The organism is Paenibacillus endoradicis (genome assembly GCF_024721975.1).
Genome location: NZ_JANQBB010000001.1, coordinates 447,183 through 462,165 on the forward strand (window position 1 = coordinate 447,183; position 14,983 = coordinate 462,165).

The window sequence follows — 14,983 nt, forward strand, 5'->3', positions numbered from 1 at the left end:
AATAAAGGGGTAAATGAAGTATTGGACAGGAAAATAGAGTGCTAGACTGTTAGAGCTTTATTATGTTAACGGATAGTTTACTGCTAATAAGAGGGACAAAATTCCAAATCCCCACTCTCTTCATAACTTAAAATAGGCACTTAACTAGTGACGGGCAAGAAGTTTATAGAACGAGGGGTGCATAACATTTGGAAAATGAAAAACGGAATGTAGAAATACCACAACCAATAAGAAATGATGGTGCTGGTTGGTGGGATTTAGGACCACGGGATATTATACGAGACATTGAGAACCCTGACATGCTAGTTTCGCCTGTCACCGATGCCGGATCCTTCCTAACCTAAAGTTCTCTTTCTCCGATACTAATATGCAGTTAAATCACGGTGGTTGGTCACGAGAAGTGACAGTTAGGCAGCTTCCGATTGCAACCACGATTGCTGGGGTGAATATGGCTCTGACTCCGGGTGGTGTGCGAGAGTTACATTGGCACCAGCAAGCGGAATGGGCGATCATGCTTGTGGGGCGGGCGCGCATTACATCAGTAGATCAGAACGGGAAGAACTTCATTGCTGACGTAGGCGTGGGTGACCTTTGGTACTTCCCTCCCGGAATTCCTCATTCTATTTAAGGACTTGAGGAAGGCAGTGAGTTTTTGCTCGTCTTCCCTGACGGTAGCTTCTCTGACCTCAATACTTTAACTATCTCAGATTGGTTCGCTCATACGCCAAAGGACGTACTATCTGCGAATTTTGGTGTTCCGACAAATGCTTTCGACCAAATCCCGACCCATCAGTTATACATTTTTCAATGAAACGTTCCCGGTCCACTTGAAAGTCAGCAGGTAGCAGACCCACAAGGTACGGTACCAAAAACATTTACACATCGACTACTTGCGCAAGAGCCGATTGTAACTCCTGGCGGGAGCACAGTACGTATTGTGGATTCAACCAACTTTCCTATTTCGTCTCAAATTACCGCATCGTTACTGGAAATCAAACCGGGAGCAATAAGAGAAATGCACTGGCATCCAAACAATGATGAATGGCAGTATTATATCTCAGGTACGGCGAGAATGACGGTTATGGCACCCAATGGTACTGCTCGTACTTTCAATTACCGCGCTGGAGATGTTGGATATGTACCGCGTGCCTTCGGACACTACATTCAAAATACTGGTAATACAAGCGTGTGGGCTTTGGAGATATTTAAGAGTGATCGCTTTGAAGATATTTCACTAAATCAGTGGATGGCGCTTACACCTCATCAACTCGTACAACAGAACTTACATCTAGGACCAGAAGTAATGAACACTTTCAAAAAGAAAAAGCAATTTATAGTGAAAAATCCTGAGTTTACTTATTATCCGAGAACTGATAAGTAAGTATATCAGCATTACATGTTTTTCATATTAATGGGAGAGCTTGTTACACAAACGGACAACTGTTTGAATGTAGCTCCCAAAAGGACAGTTTCTATTTGATGTTCATTGAAGTAACGGGCAGTTTAGTTGAAGATTAATTAAGGTGAGCCTTATCATAATTGACGGCGAAAAATGAGGATAAAATAACGGATGACGCATATCATGATGTTCCATAATCGGACCGGCGGCTGTCTGATACGACGAACTTGGGTACTATCGGTTGATCGAGATGAGAGCGGATTATTGAGGTAACCAGCGTAGAGCATGTACCGCCTGGAACAAAAGTATAATCGATTTCTTCTTTCTCTCTTTCTACACGTAGATGTGAGATGCTACCAAAAGTTTGCTCCCACCGAAGAGATCATATGTCACATCCTAATTTACTAACTGAATAAATTTCAAAGAAGGGGCCATCCCGCAAATTATGGCCCTAAAACTTGCCGTTACAGCTAGCGCGGTGATGCGTATTGGACATACTGGTACAGCATAAAGTAGAATTGCGAGTAGAAGCGGAAATGTTAAATTTGCATATTGGTGTTTAAGATACGGGAGTTTGCGCACGTTGAGTGCTGTGTGTCGGTAGTAAGAACGCATACTCCAGCAGTCCTGCTGTTTTCTCTGGATTGAATAGAGGGAATTGATATTCGTGAGAGATAAACTGCGGCTTCATTTGTTGAAAAACTTTAGGCAATACATACGCTTTGTCTTCCGTTCCTCAGATGATGGAAGTATTCATTGAGGTAACGAATTTTTCAATGTTCGCCTATATTTCCTACGCCTAGTATGCCGATCATATTAAACAACTCAATTTTGAATAAGTGTCTGACTATGCTTATTTTTTCGAATCAATGTGTATCCCAGTGCGATCATCCAAAGTAGCCAAAGTGTGCTGCCAACAGCGGCTGCCCATCCTATTACCGGGAAAGTTGGAATGACCGTGCCGAATAGCTCGGCTTGACCTAATAGATAAATTAAGGAGGAGATAATTCCGAACCAACCGATGAAGGGATGAACGGTTTTGGATTTGAGAAAATGGCGGCAAACAATCAAAGTCCATATAATCGAAAATAGTTGGCCCAAATGCTCTCCAAGAATGACTCCGCCGTATTGGTGAACGACTTGAAATATAATAGAAATGGTCTCTTGTGAAGTATCGGGATGATCAGCGTAATAATTAGAAAGAACCGGCACAACAAATACCCATCTCAATAATCCTGCAATCTGGGTTATTCCTCCAATGATCATAAAAGTTGTTGCAACTCTTACATTTTGGTATTCTTCTCCAATGATCTTGCCTAGAAAAACAACAGCCCAAAACAGCGGCAGTCCGGCTAGTGAAAATATCCACCAAACCAGAATTAATGATGTTCCTCCATCATGAAATTTTGTTAGAATCTGATCTATAGGCATTCTTAGTATTTCAGGGTAATCAAAAATAAAAACAAGAGCAATGTAAGGAATAAAAAGCAATAAAGATCCTAAAATAAACAATTGTCCTGCTTGACGGTGTAAATGATGATTCATTTGAACAACGCTTCCCTTCTTTTTCAAATTAACTACAGGCTGCTAACTTCGATTACGGAATAATCATATGACAGCAGACTAAAGTTCACCATAATAAAACATGCAATAAAGCTAATAAAGTACGAAAATATATAGATATAGGAGTTAATCCAAAATGTCTAAAATGTCTAAAATGTCGGTGTTGTTGGCCAGGCCAATAGTGCTTGACGTATTAAGTAAAGGACACACCATAGAATTGTTGTATAAAGACCTTTATATCCAAGAGGATCTTATGACAAATCCAGACAACTATATCGATGCGGACAAATATGACCTTTTGTTGGAAAGAGCAGCTTCTATTAGTAAAGATCCCTTTTTCGGCTTTCATCTGGGAGCAGAGTTTTCATTAGACAATTTGGGTTTGATTGGATATATTTTGCTCAATTCCAACACTCTACATCAAGCGTTCAAAAACTATCAACGTTATAACATTCTCTTATGCAGTGGTGTAGTTTACGATTTGCAGGTTATCGATGGTGAAGCAAGATTCAGCTTTTGGGTAGGCGACTCTTCTAGAAAAACAACCTATCATCTTATGGATTCAATCCTCTCTTCGACCTATAAGTTTATTCAGAAGCTAACTGGCGATCCAATTAAACTGAGAATGGTCTCATTTATTCAAAATACCCCCTTAGATATACAACCTTACGCCAGTTTTTTTGGAGCGAAGCTTGTTTTCAATCAAAAGGAAACTGCTCTTATATTCGATGCAAATTTATTGGATTTACCCCTCGTATATCGCAATCAGCAGCTGTTACAAATTGTGGAGAACCATGCCATCCAGATGATGCGTGCTTTGAAAATGGAACACACTTTCTCGGAGGTGGTTAGTGTTGCTATTATCAAAAGCTTTGATGGAACTATTCCTAGAATCCAAGACATTGCTAGAAGTCTAGGATATAGCGTTCGTTCCATTCAACTTCAATTAAAGAAAGAGAATACTACCTTCAAGGATTTACTTACCGTTATTCGCAAGAACATGGCGGAAAGTTATTTGAAAAATCCTTCGTTTTCAATTAGCGATATTTCTTATGCTCTTGGATTTTCTGATCCTGTATCCTTTCATCTCGCCTTTAAGAAATGGACAGGGCAAACGCCAGGGGATTATCGGAAACAATACAACTGATCATACAGATGTTTGCACATTTCATTAATTCCTTTGCGCTTTTGATAATAGCCGCAGTCTCCATACTACTTTATGATAATCAAATGAATTATTAATAGAAGAAGGAGCTGTAGAACAAGTGGAAAGGGTTAATCAGAAGGAATTGCATGTCATCTTTGGTACGGGGCCTTTAGGAATGTGGACAATGCGGGAACTGCTTAAATTAAATAAAAAGGTGCGGATAGTTAATAGATCTGGTAGTAAAAACAGCATGCCAGATGAAGTGGAGACGGTTGCTGGAAATGCATTTGATAATTTGAAAGTAGCCGAACTGACGAAAGGCGCTGCAGCCGTTTATCAATGTGCTCAGCCCGCGTATCACGACTGGGTAAAATCTTTTTTACAGATGCAGCAAGCCATTATTGAAGGAACTGCAGTTAATGGGGCCCGATTAATAGTTGCAGAAAATTTATATATGTATGGTATGCCAACTAATGCGCCTTTTGTTGAAACGACATCTTATAACGCACATACCCGTAAGGGGAAAGTACGACAAGCCATGACGGAAGCTCTTGAATGGGCTCACAACTCTGGAAAGCTGCCTATAACTCGCGTTCGTGGATCAGACTTCTGGGGTCCTGACGACTTTGCGGCTACTCCACTCATTTTTGGTTCAGCTTTATCTGGTAAGCGAGCATCCATCTTAGGAAACATGCATAAACCTCATACGTTTACCTATGCGCCTGATTTTGGCAAGGCGTTAGCGATTGCAGGTACAAATGAAGCAGCCAATGGTGAAATTTGGCATGTTCCTAGCAATCCCCCAATCACGCAAATTGAGCTTCTTCAATTAATTTCTGCTAAATTGGATAAAAACGTGAAAACTAGAGTAGTCGAGACATGGCTCATTCGCATACTGGGGTTGTTTAACCCCAGTATGCATGAGATGGTTGAAATGATGTATCAATGGAATAATCCATTTGTAATGGATAGCAGCAAGTTCGAAAAGACATTTGGTATGAAAGCCACGTCTATAGATGAAGCCATATTTAACACATTAAATTGGTGTCGGAAAAATATTTAGTTGCAATATTCTTGCTGTTGTCTGTTACATTTCAGTGACCTGTAAATTATCTTTAATATGTTAGGATATTCTAAATAATTTCATGAAATACTAACTAAAACATAAGAATGGGGTTGATAAAATGTTAGACGTAGTTCAGCCGGGGCAAGTCGTGTATGTGATTATTCGAAACCCTCATGTTCAGGGAGTAGCTAATGTTCAAGAGGCTGCAGTTGTGATGGATCCTAATTCTCCTGGTAATTTTTCATTATTTATTTATGAAACATATTATCCATTAAATAATGACTTTGCCATATATCAAACAGCAAGTGAGGCTGAGGATGCCTATAAAGAAGCTTTTGGGTTTTCTGATGTGGAGGGTTTTTATGGTTAAGCCTTTCGTACCTCAACTTGTTTATGTAGAACCAAAAGCACTGGAATATCCTCTAGGTAGAGAATTAATAACCAAATTTGAAAATATGGGTATTGAAATTAGAGAGACAACCTCACATAATCAAATACGAAACCTACCTGGAGACAATGAATTTCAAAAATATAGAATTGCTAAGTCAACTCTAGTCGTTGGGGTTAGGAAAACTATAAAGTTTGATACTTCAAAACCTTCTGCAGAATATGCAATTCCGTTAGCAACTGGGTGTATGGGTCATTGTCATTATTGTTATTTACAAACTACCATGGGCAGTAAGCCGTATATTCGTACATATGTCAATCTTGATGACATCTTTGAAGCAGCTAATCAATATATGAAGGAAAGAGCTCCAGAGATAACAAGGTTTGAAGCATCCTGTACATCGGATATAGTAGGTATTGATCACTTAACACATTCCCTAAAGAGAGCTATTGAATTTTTTGGTGAATCTGAATTCGGACGATTACGTTTTGTAACCAAATTTGCTCATGTCGATCATTTACTTGATGCCAAGCATAATGGTCGGACTCGATTTCGTTTCAGTATGAATAACGACTATATTATAAAAAATTTTGAACCGGGGACATCCAGACAATCTGAGAGAATGGAAGCGGCTAGGAGAGTAGGGGAAGCAGGATATCCTTTAGGTTTCATTATTGCTCCAATCTATTTGCATGAAGGATGGAAAGAGGGCTATAAGGTAATGTTCGAGAAATTAGAATCCGTCCTTTCCGATTCCGCAAAGAAAGATCTGACCTTCGAATTAATTCAACATCGATTTACTAAACCTGCGAAGCATGTTATTGAGAAGAATTATCCGATGACAAAGCTGGAACTTGATGAAACTAAAAGAAAATGGAAATGGGGACGATATGGAATTGGAAAATATGTCTATACAGACCAAGAGCAGGAGGAAATAAAAGAAACTCTTGGCAGATATATCAACCATTTCTTCCCGCAATCAACCATTGAGTACTTCACATAAATATTACGAATCTTAGCCCATACCTCACTTACATCCACTACGGAGAACTGCATCACAGGAAGGCGCAAGTTATTTTGGGTCTCAAAATGATGAGGTACCTGGAGGGAGACGCTTAAAAAAATCTATGAAATGAAGCCCAGTCCTGCGCAGGGTTGACTCTAAAAAACTCCGAAAACCATTGAATGTAGTGGATTTTCGGAGTTTTTTTCATTACTCCTATTTGATCGTCGCCAGCGACTTGCTCGTGATGTCGTAGACGATGTGGGGCATTCCAGTCGGTGAATCGACAGTGGAATTGACAAACGGTTAAGGCGTCAGATCGGAGGCCCCGATGTACGTTATATTTTCTGGAAGTTTTAAAAGGTATTGCCCAATTGCGAGATGTACTTCGTGAAGCTGTTTTTACCAGCGATTTTTTAGCACGAAATAGGGGTGGATTCGCCTTTAGAGATTTTTCGCTATTCAATTAGATGGCAGAAAGAAGGAATAAACAGGAAGGGATTTTAAGATGAAAAGAGAAAAGTAGTTAGATAGCCTAACCTAGAGGAGAAGGCATTAACATAGTTACTTCAGAAATCGACGTAGTGAACGAAACGTTTACCATTAAAGGAAACTAGAGTTTAATAATTAAAAAACAATACTGCACTAAAAAAACTAATCAAATACTGGGAGAGTGACGAGAGATGAACAGTAGAGAAAGATTTTCGGATCGGGTCGATTCATATTTGAAGTACCGCCCGAGCTATCCGAAAGAGGCTGTTGATTATTTGTACGACTTCATCGGTTTGCGTTCGAACAGTATAATAGCAGACATCGGTTCCGGTACAGGTATCTTTTCAAAGCTACTACTGGAACGCGGAAACAATGTGATCGCGGTCGAGCCGAATCAGGCAATGCGGGAAGCAGCCGAGCAGATATTTGGAAGCAAACCTAACTTTCAGACTATATCAGGTTCCGCAGAATCTACTGGATTACCAGATCAGTCGGTTGAGTTTATTGTCTGCGCACAAGCGTTTCACTGGTTTGATCGCTTAGCTGCGCAAATCGAGTTTCGTAGAATTCTACAGCCGGGTGGGAGAGTAATACTAATTTGGAATTCACGTCTTACAAACGGTACTTCATTTCGTGAAGAGTACGATCAACTGCTCTATACGTACGGTACCGACTACCAAAAAGTCAATCATAAAAATATTTCTCAGACGATGCTTCACTCTTTTTTCAAGGCAGGAACGATGCATGAAGTGCGATTCAGAATGAGTCAGGAGTTCGATTTCGAAGGGCTGAGAGGCAGGTTGCTATCATCTTCCTATAGCCCTATATCAGGACATCCGAATTACAATCCGATGATGACGGAACTGCGAAATCTTTTTGATAGGAATCATCAGGATGGTATTGTTCCATTCGATTATGAAACTGAAATATTTTGGGGAGAAGTTTAGCTCAAGCTACCTGAGTGGAACGTTTCATACGCTAAGTGTTACAATACTTAAGGAGTATTATAGAAAAATATGAGAGAATGCAGGTGAGAGATTGATCTTTGTTTTTATTAAACGATTTTTAATATTAGTAGCAAGTCTTTTCCTCTGGTTTATCATTCACAGTACTTTCGTGGTAATAGATGGGTTAAATGATGAATTGAAACCTGTTGATGTAGCTGTAGTATTAGGAAATAAAGTAGAAACTACTGGACAACCTTCTGAACGGTTAAAAGCAAGATTAGATAAGTCTGTAGAACTTTATGATGGGGGCTATTATACTTATATCATGGTAAGTGGTGGTATTGGTAAGGAAGGTTTCGATGAGGCAAAGGTTATGAAATCTTACTTAATAGATAAAGGGATACCGGAAGATAAAATAATAGAGGATAGCAATGGGTACAACTCATATATGACCGCTCAAAATACTAGCAAGATTATGGATGAATTAGAATTAGACTCCGCTATGGTTATTACTCAATATTTTCATGTAACTAGGACAAAATTAGCGTTTAGAAAAATGGATATAGAAGAAGTTTATTCAGCCCATGCCAAAATCTTTGAGTTTAGAGATATTTACTCAATAATAAGAGAATTCCCGGCATATTATAAGTATCTCTTAAAATAGTGATATAAATAAACGATAATCTTACCTGCGTTCAAGTAGGATTGAATCAGCTTCAAGACTCGTTTTGCTGGACCTTTCGTGCCACTCTAGCTGTCAGGTGACAAGATTATTAGCTCATTAAGTGCCGCGTAAATCGCGGCACTTTTATTTTATAGTGTAAGTTTGTTGTCAAAGCGGGGTAACAATATCTTTATCCGATTACCAATTATGATAATATTCCTATTTCATTCTGGAAAGGAAACATATTACATAATTTTTACGTTTATAGTAAGGAGAGGCAGTAATTAAAAGGTCTTCGGAAGGGGCATAAAAATGCTGAATAAGTTGTTATTTCCTTTACTTATATGCATCTTATTAACACTAGCTGCTTGTAGCAATAAACCTTATGGATATTACGAAGATGATAAAATGATTGGTAACATAGAACGGGTGGAAAGAGCAAACAGCTTGGTTGAAGTGAATATTTCTGAATGGGATAAAAGAGATATGAAAGGCAATGTCGACGCTTACGGCGTGTCTATCCCGGTTATAATAACGGATGATTTGATTATTAAAAAAGAGGACGGGTCCTTATCCAATATTAATTCATTAAAAATCGGACAAAAAGTACTTATCAACCCACCAAGGTGGATTGATGAAGGTATCACATATGAAGCAAAGGAGATTATTTTGTTGGAAATGTCGTACAAGGAGAAGTATAAACAATTATTGTCCAACAAAAAGGGAAGTTATCTGACAACAGTATTTGTTAAAGAAGGAGACTCGTTACCATTAACAACGGAAGATACATTGATGGGTCTTCTATCCAAAAGTCCAATAAACTTCGGAGTTTATCAAGAGGACTTTGTTGTTGATTATAAGCAGGAATTGAATATTGAAAACTTCCCTGTCATGCTTATCTTTGACACAAAAGGATTAGTCTTAAAAACGTATGATGCGGATGAAGTGGTAGCTTTTTTTAATGATTAAAAACATTCAGCTAACGGAGAACGATAGTTGAACAAATGACAATGGAGTAGATATCACAGTACGCACTAATTATATTGAGTTAACGGACTGGAAAAGAGGGAAAACTTATCTCTCAGTAATCTTCTTGCACTTGGGGTAGTCAGAAGGTTTAGTTAGAAAAGAGCGGAGGGATTTTTTGAAAAAACTTTTTACAGCGATCCTACTCATTTTAGTTACATTTATTTTTTGGACGGCATCGCATGCTGAAGCCTTGTCCTGTGCAATGCCACGTCCCGTTAAAGAGGAGATGGACCTTAGCAGCGTCGTTTTCAAAGGAAAAGCGGTCGAGATTAATAAGGACGGACTTACCGTGTTCCTGATCGATGAGGCATGGAAAGGCGTAGAGACCTCGCAACTTGAGATTTATCATAACGGGTGGGATCCTTTTGTTAAAAATACGGAATATTTGGTATTTGGAAGTGTTCAGGAAGGAAAACTTCGCATGAATTTGTGTGGTCGAACGGGACCTTGGGACATTGCAAGGGAAGCGGCGATGAAGGATTCAGGCTTCAAGTCTACTAAACCTGGATTATCAATGGAGTGGGATCAATCTCAACATCAGATGGGGTATGTCATTCCGGCGAGCATAGTAGTTGTTGCTGTTGTCCTTCTGTTACTTTTCATGATTTTGATAAGAACCAAACGAAAGCGGTGACGTTTAAAAACCTTTCTTGATTTTGACAGACTGAATTTTATTTATCCACAATTAGATGTAGTAAGAGTCATAATGTCTTGAGCATTTTATCATGGTAATTTACGTGCTGAATTTGCTTCTTCCTATCTGGCTGTGTGGGGCTTATAATTGTTACTTTTAGAAAGCATAATATTGGAACATTATGCTAGCGGAGAAGGATAGTTTAATGCCATCAATACAGCTTTTCTTTAATAATTGTCAGATTAGTTGAAGAAAAATCTGCTCCGTTTATGCTATAATCTAAATGGATTAATAATCATAAGATACTTTAAGAAGTGAGGATATATGATGATTGCAAAAACAGAAGAAGATTTTAATGGTTTGAAGGAAATAGGGAAAATTGTTGCCTCCATTAGAGATGAATTGGTACAAAGAACAATTCCTGGCATAACGACCAAAGAACTTGATGATATAGCCGGAGAGCTTTTAGAAAGAGCAGGTGCAGTTTCAGCTCCAATAAGTGAATATGATTTTCCTGGATATACTTGCATTAGTGTTAATGAAGAAGTGGCACATGGTGTTCCGGGTCATCGGATTATTCATGAAGGGGATTTAGTAAATATAGATGTTTCTGGTTCCAAAAATGGTTATTTCGCAGATACAGGAATCTCGTTTGTAGTAGGCGAAGGAGACGAAGTATTAACGAAAATCTGCGACGTTGCTAAAAAGGCATTTGAAGCTGGGCTTAAGAATGCAAAACCTGGTTCAAAAAAAAGTAGAATCGGAAAAGTAGTATTCCAAACAGCGAGAGATAATGGATTAACTGTGATCAAAAACCTTACAGGTCATGGTATTGGACGTACAATACACGAAGCACCTGACCACATTTATAATTATAATGATACATGGGATGATGAATTATTAAAGGAGGGGATGGTTATCGCATTTGAACCATTTATTTCGACCTTTGAAGAAGAAGTATCCCAAAAAGAAGATGGGACCTTTGTTACAGAAAAAAGCTTTGTAGCTCAATATGAACATACGATTATTCTTACGAAGAATGGACCGATTATTACTACATTGTAAGAGCATTAATAATTATGAAAGCACCTTAATTAAAAGGTGTATTCATAACGTTTAAAACAACTTGTACAAATAGAATTCATTATCAGTCTTTCCGACTATAATGAAGGAATGTAATTTTTAACCTTTCAGAATAAATCCCGACTTATCTCTTAAGATCATAGATAAGTCGGGATTTTTATGTATCAAAATACCCATATCGATAGAAATACGCATTTTTCTGACGCTAGCCATTAAATAAAAACTATGCTATTGACGCAAAGTTGAAGGGGATGTTCTACGAATATCAAAGACCCTGCAGAATTGTGCACTAAATGTCGGGAAGGGAATTACCTTCTCTGCTATGCTTTGAGTAACGAGGGGAGGTGATAATCATGGATATGCTTGCACAACTGAACAAATCTTTAAGCTATATTGAGGAGAGTCTTACTGATCGTGTGGACTATCAGGAGGCAGCAAAAATTGCTTGCTGTTCGGAATATCATTTAACACGGATGTTCTCATTCCTTGCAGGCATTACTTTATCAGAATACATCCGCCGAAGACGCCTAACTTTGGCAGCACTCGAGCTAAGCCATAGTGATATTAAGATCATCGATGTTGCGATGAAATATGGATACACCTCGCCGGATTCCTTTACTAGGGCTTTCCAAAGCATGCATGGGATTACTCCCTCGGAAGCCCGGATCCATGGACAGTCCCTCAAAACCTTCCCGCGCATGACGTTTCAACTAACTATCAAAGGAGGAAGTGAAATGATCTACCGAATTGAAGACAAAGAGGCTTTTTTCATAGTGGGGATCAAAAAAAGAGTGCCAATAGTTTTTCAAGGAGTGAATCCAGAGATTGCATCGATGTTTGAAGGACTTACACCAGAAATAATTGATCAGATTAAGGGCTTTTCGAATGTTCAACCTTCAGGACTAATCAGTGCTTCTACGAATTTCAGTGAAGGGCGGATGGAGGAGAAAGGAGAGCTAGATCATTACATCGGGGCGGCCACAACGAATGAATCAAGAGATGGCTTCGTCCAGCTGGAGGTGTCAGCCTCTACATGGGCTGTATTTACGGCAGTAGGCCCTTTTCCAAGTGTACTTCAAGAAATCTGGGGACGAATTTATTCCGAATGGTTTCCGTCTTCGGAATATGAGTTAAGTGAAGGACCTGAAATACTCTGGAATGAGCACAAAGATGTAGCATCGCCGCAATTTAAAAGCGAAATATGGATACCCATTAAAACGAAATAAGCAGCCGTTGTCGAAGTAACGGAACAGAATAGTTCCAATATGTGTTAATAAAAGCAACGATTTTGATTTAAATAACAGATATGAGATTATACGGGTTATAAAAAATCCGGTGACCTTGAACAGGTCACCGGATTTTCCATATTAGCTTTTCGGCATTTTGCTCTCATCCATGTACAGCAGGTTCCAGCGGTGACCGTCTAGGTCGGCAAATCCTGCGCCGTACATCCAGCCGTCAATTTCACTGGGCTTGCCAAAGATGCTTCCTCCGGCAAACTCTACTTTTTGAATAAAGGCTTCTACTTCTTCTCTGCTTTCAGCGCTAATGGAAAATATTACTTCTGCGCTATGGGTAGTATCTGCGGTTTTTGAACTTGTAAATTTCTCAAATGCTGCATCCGGGAACAGTAAAATCGTTGTTTGGCCTATGGCAAGCTTGGCTCTCTCGTTACCAACGCTCACCGCATGGAATCCAATCTCATTGAAAAAGGCAGTTGACTTCTCTACATCTTTGACTGGCAGGTTAATCCAAATCTCCTGTGACATGGCTGTAGCCTCCTAGAATATATTTTAAACTATTCCTACTATACTCTACTTCTGGCAGCAGAAGCTAATCTTATAAAAGAAACCGCAATTTCTATCCAGAGTCATTAAACGTGAAAACCATGGTATATAACCCGATTAGTAGGTATCCGTCATATATTGAACTTGAACCAATAAACTACCCATTAGCTATTGAACAAACAAATGGGATTTATACGACCAGAGTTCAAGAGATCTCCGAAATACTCTGCCGAATGAAAGAGGCTTAGGAAACATGATTGCGCTAACGGGATACTATAGTGGAGGGGCTTGCAACTTGGAAACTCCTCTTTCCGTTGAATTAACGGGCAGGATACTTAAAAACTGCAATGAAAAATATGGTAATATATGTATATACTGGAGGTGATATATTGGTAAATACTGTGAGTATCTTACTCGCTGCTATATTTTTAGCCTTGTTAATATTCGGACTTATACAATGTAGAAAACATTCCTTTACAGCAGGCTTTTATTTCTTTCTCTTCTTAATTGTCCTTCAGATTTCACCTTATATTTATTCCCCTTTTATTAGTAAATACATTGATGATTCATTTACTAACGGAAATACTCCTATGGGAATGACTATTGGAGAATTAGTAGCTTGGTTTACTCTACTTCCTAGCATTATAGAAGTTATTGCATTTATTTTTTTAGTTTTTGGATTATATCGAATGTGGAAATCTAAGACCATCAAATCATGATCATCGTAGCTTATTCTGCTAACAGAGAACTATAGTGGAGGGGCTTGAAACATGGGAGCACCACTTTTACATTGAAGTAAGGGGCAGGTTAGTTTAATACGAGGAGCTGTTTATAATCAAATTGTAGTGTGAATAACACTATACTTTAAAGATATTGATAAGGACTTGATTACTTAACTAATAGATTTGTATGCTTAATCATTGGTGGAAAGGAAATGGAATTGCCGCTCATATACATTCAAGTAACTATGTTTCTTGGATGTATATGAGCAACAGAGAAAAGATTAACCTAGAACTTCGAAATCATCGTGTAATCTCCGCAGCCTGTAAGCGTTCATGGCGAATTCGCGTAGCTCCTCAAGAATGGTATAATTCGCCCAGGCACCTGCGACAGCCCCGATTCCTGGCACCATCTGCAGCATTTTCCGGAAATCAATGGCGTCGCGATACTCGATCTGAAATGTCTCCCAGTCCATATTTTTGGAGTATTCAGCTTCGGAGAGCCATTGTTCCTTTTCAACATGCCAATGCTTGATGGAATTCAACAACCTAACACGGTTTTCCGGCCCCGCAAACGTCATTTGAAAAACCTTAAGAATGAATACACGCTCAGCGAAATGTTTGGTGTCATAACCGTAAACATGCGCCAGTTCGAACAAAAATTTCATCTTGATCGCAATTAAAGCTGGAAAGTCCACCACGCTAAACATAATACCGCCTGCTCCGGTTCCTGCGCCTTCGGCAACAGCGATTTTTTGGTACAAGGCAAACAACTCTTTTGCTTCTTGATCGGCAAACTCCAGTTCCAAATTACGTTGCACCAGGCGGCTAGGCGTATATTCCGCTCCGAACAGTGCCGTACGCACGATCGATCGTATGGTGGTGGTAATGATGATGTGCACCTTCGGGGGAATCAAATGATTAATTCGATTGCCGATTGTTTTCGATGTTTTTTCCAGCCATCCCGGCGGTTTGAACATTTTTTGTTCCCAGTTGGCAACTTCCCTCTGTACTTTATGTTCGTAATTCATGATCCATAGCTCCTCCAAAAGACTTGGCTAT

At 39.1% G+C, this 14,983-nt stretch carries 14 protein-coding genes and 1 pseudogene; 12 read left to right on the forward strand and 3 right to left on the reverse strand.

Annotated elements, in window-relative coordinates:
• Positions 1-188: 188 nt before the first annotated feature.
• Positions 189-1,381: pseudogene (locus NV377_RS01945) on the forward strand (oxalate decarboxylase family bicupin).
• Between the two features lie 843 nt (positions 1,382-2,224).
• Here NV377_RS01945 and NV377_RS01950 read toward each other — a convergent pair.
• Entirely contained in the window at positions 2,225-2,944 is a 720-nt protein-coding gene (locus NV377_RS01950) for a DUF4386 domain-containing protein (RefSeq protein WP_258199488.1), read from the reverse strand.
• A 154-nt stretch (positions 2,945-3,098) separates the two neighbouring features.
• Between NV377_RS01950 and NV377_RS01955 the strand changes: the two genes are divergently transcribed.
• From NV377_RS01955 to NV377_RS02000, 10 genes are all read left to right on the forward strand, one after another.
• Positions 3,099-4,109: an AraC family transcriptional regulator gene (locus tag NV377_RS01955; RefSeq protein ID WP_258199489.1), complete on the forward strand. Its 1,011-nt coding sequence runs from the start codon at positions 3,099-3,101 to the stop codon at positions 4,107-4,109.
• A gap of 118 nt (positions 4,110-4,227) precedes the next feature.
• Positions 4,228-5,172 (forward strand): NAD-dependent epimerase/dehydratase family protein, encoded by a 945-nt coding sequence (locus NV377_RS01960; protein WP_258199490.1) that lies wholly within the window; start codon positions 4,228-4,230, stop codon positions 5,170-5,172.
• Between the two features lie 121 nt (positions 5,173-5,293).
• Positions 5,294-5,545 (forward strand): transcriptional regulator SplA domain-containing protein, encoded by a 252-nt coding sequence (locus NV377_RS01965; RefSeq protein WP_258199491.1) that lies wholly within the window; start codon positions 5,294-5,296, stop codon positions 5,543-5,545.
• Positions 5,538-6,566: a spore photoproduct lyase gene (splB, locus tag NV377_RS01970; protein ID WP_258199492.1), complete on the forward strand. Its 1,029-nt coding sequence runs from the start codon at positions 5,538-5,540 to the stop codon at positions 6,564-6,566. The genes NV377_RS01965 and splB overlap by 8 nt, the downstream gene beginning before the upstream one ends.
• A 683-nt stretch (positions 6,567-7,249) precedes the next feature.
• Positions 7,250-8,005 carry a class I SAM-dependent methyltransferase gene (locus tag NV377_RS01975; protein ID WP_258199493.1) on the forward strand — a complete coding sequence of 252 codons (756 nt, stop codon included), beginning with the start codon at positions 7,250-7,252 and terminating at the stop codon, positions 8,003-8,005.
• 91 nt (positions 8,006-8,096) lie between these two features.
• Complete coding sequence (locus NV377_RS01980; protein WP_258199494.1) at positions 8,097-8,669, forward strand: YdcF family protein; 573 nt, start codon at positions 8,097-8,099, stop codon at positions 8,667-8,669.
• Between the two features lie 312 nt (positions 8,670-8,981).
• Positions 8,982-9,638, forward strand: coding sequence for a hypothetical protein (locus NV377_RS01985; RefSeq protein ID WP_258199495.1), 657 nt, complete (start codon positions 8,982-8,984; stop codon positions 9,636-9,638).
• A 175-nt stretch (positions 9,639-9,813) separates the two neighbouring features.
• A complete protein-coding gene (locus tag NV377_RS01990; RefSeq protein WP_258199496.1) occupies positions 9,814-10,332 on the forward strand; it encodes a hypothetical protein in 519 nt (172 codons plus the stop codon).
• Positions 10,333-10,659: 327 nt separating this feature from the next.
• Complete coding sequence (gene map / locus NV377_RS01995) at positions 10,660-11,397, forward strand: type I methionyl aminopeptidase (protein WP_258200338.1); 738 nt, start codon at positions 10,660-10,662, stop codon at positions 11,395-11,397.
• Positions 11,398-11,768: 371 nt separating this feature from the next.
• Positions 11,769-12,641, forward strand: coding sequence for an AraC family transcriptional regulator (locus NV377_RS02000; protein WP_258199497.1), 873 nt, complete (start codon positions 11,769-11,771; stop codon positions 12,639-12,641).
• 141 nt (positions 12,642-12,782) lie between these two features.
• Here the strand turns inward: NV377_RS02000 and NV377_RS02005 are convergent, their stop codons facing one another.
• Complete coding sequence (locus NV377_RS02005) at positions 12,783-13,184, reverse strand: VOC family protein (RefSeq protein WP_258199498.1); 402 nt, start codon at positions 13,182-13,184, stop codon at positions 12,783-12,785.
• Positions 13,185-13,591: 407 nt separating this feature from the next.
• Between NV377_RS02005 and NV377_RS02010 the strand changes: the two genes are divergently transcribed.
• The gene (locus NV377_RS02010) at positions 13,592-13,921 is read left to right on the forward strand and encodes a hypothetical protein (RefSeq protein ID WP_258199499.1); all 330 of its coding nucleotides are present in this window, start codon (positions 13,592-13,594) and stop codon (positions 13,919-13,921) included.
• Between the two features lie 284 nt (positions 13,922-14,205).
• On the opposite strand, the gene NV377_RS02015 is transcribed toward NV377_RS02010, so the two are convergent.
• Positions 14,206-14,952, reverse strand: coding sequence for an EcsC family protein (locus tag NV377_RS02015; RefSeq protein WP_258199500.1), 747 nt, complete (start codon positions 14,950-14,952; stop codon positions 14,206-14,208).
• Between the last annotated feature and the right edge of the window lie 31 nt (positions 14,953-14,983).

What these genes read in the sequence shown, in the direction of transcription:
- NV377_RS01950 (WP_258199488.1), bottom strand. Translation starts at nt 2,944, where the DNA reads ATGAATCATCATTTACACCGTCAAGCAGGACAATTGTTTATTTTAGGA.
- NV377_RS01955 (WP_258199489.1), top strand. Translation starts at nt 3,099, where the DNA reads ATGTCTAAAATGTCTAAAATGTCGGTGTTGTTGGCCAGGCCAATAGTG.
- NV377_RS01965 (WP_258199491.1), top strand. Translation starts at nt 5,294, where the DNA reads ATGTTAGACGTAGTTCAGCCGGGGCAAGTCGTGTATGTGATTATTCGA.
- splB (WP_258199492.1), top strand. Translation starts at nt 5,538, where the DNA reads ATGGTTAAGCCTTTCGTACCTCAACTTGTTTATGTAGAACCAAAAGCA.
- NV377_RS01975 (WP_258199493.1), top strand. Translation starts at nt 7,250, where the DNA reads ATGAACAGTAGAGAAAGATTTTCGGATCGGGTCGATTCATATTTGAAG.
- NV377_RS01985 (WP_258199495.1), top strand. Translation starts at nt 8,982, where the DNA reads ATGCTGAATAAGTTGTTATTTCCTTTACTTATATGCATCTTATTAACA.
- map (WP_258200338.1), top strand. Translation starts at nt 10,660, where the DNA reads ATGATTGCAAAAACAGAAGAAGATTTTAATGGTTTGAAGGAAATAGGG.
- NV377_RS02000 (WP_258199497.1), top strand. Translation starts at nt 11,769, where the DNA reads ATGGATATGCTTGCACAACTGAACAAATCTTTAAGCTATATTGAGGAG.
- NV377_RS02005 (WP_258199498.1), bottom strand. Translation starts at nt 13,184, where the DNA reads ATGTCACAGGAGATTTGGATTAACCTGCCAGTCAAAGATGTAGAGAAG.
- NV377_RS02015 (WP_258199500.1), bottom strand. Translation starts at nt 14,952, where the DNA reads ATGAATTACGAACATAAAGTACAGAGGGAAGTTGCCAACTGGGAACAA.